At 34.2% G+C, this 841-nt stretch carries 2 protein-coding genes; both read right to left on the reverse strand.

Translation table 11 applies throughout. The features are described 5' to 3' along the window. Positions 1-36: 36 nt before the first annotated feature. Entirely contained in the window at positions 37-417 is a 381-nt protein-coding gene (locus PGQ38_RS19370; RefSeq protein WP_270392055.1) for a hypothetical protein, read from the reverse strand. Positions 418-483: 66 nt separating this feature from the next. Continuing rightward, positions 484-756: a hypothetical protein gene (locus PGQ38_RS19375; RefSeq protein WP_270392054.1), complete on the reverse strand. Its 273-nt coding sequence runs from the start codon at positions 754-756 to the stop codon at positions 484-486. Positions 757-841: the final 85 nt, after the last annotated feature.

The raw sequence follows: 841 nt of genomic DNA on the forward strand, positions 1-841 counted from the left end.
TCGCGCAGCGATTTTGTTCAACTGGAAGTTGTCGCTTTACTTTTGTTGTATCTTAGCCAAAACACTTTCTATTACAAGTGTTACTGTTATAAAGGCTCCTACAAGGGTATAGTAGTTTAAGCCATACATCAATGGCAAAAGAGAAATAACTACCGTAATAATGGAAAGGACAAACAATGCTTTGAGAACACCCTTCTTCTTCAATGAAAACAATGAAAGTAAGAAGATGGCAACAGTAAGTGTGGCTGTAATAAGTGGAGCAAAATTTGCATAGCCAAACGGTGTAAGGCTAAAGTATGAGAATGTTTCTTTTACTCTTTCTGTTGGAGATGTTGCAAAAATACAAACTGCTCCTAAGGGTAATAATTCTAACACTATTGTTAAAGCTGGCAAAACCGCTAAGCAGACTTTCTTCATGTTGTATATCTCCTTTACAAATTATGATTTTCTCAATTCTCCAAACCGGAATTTGACACTTTGTATTTATCGAGAATACTCTTGAAACCATTTTGCAAAGCGTGATTTATTGAAAATAATGAATTTATATAGTTCTCCATTTTTCATATTAACTGTTGCAATTGGAAAGACTATCCACTCCCAAGAGATTTCTTTTATTTCCTGCATCGGCAAAACTAAATTTCTGTATTTCTTGTCAACTGTAAGCTTGTTTGTCTTGTAAGTAAGCGACTGACTATCGAGGTACAGACCTCCTCCAAGTATGCCATTGTGACACAAACTGCAAACAAAAGATTTCATAGAAACATTCCTCCATTAAATTCTTATTTGTTGTCTTCTTCATTATACTTCACTGCCTATCAAAAAGATAGCATATTTTATGAAA

The organism is Blautia faecis, from assembly GCF_027662325.1.
Lineage (GTDB): Bacteria > Bacillota > Clostridia > Lachnospirales > Lachnospiraceae > Blautia_A > Blautia_A faecis.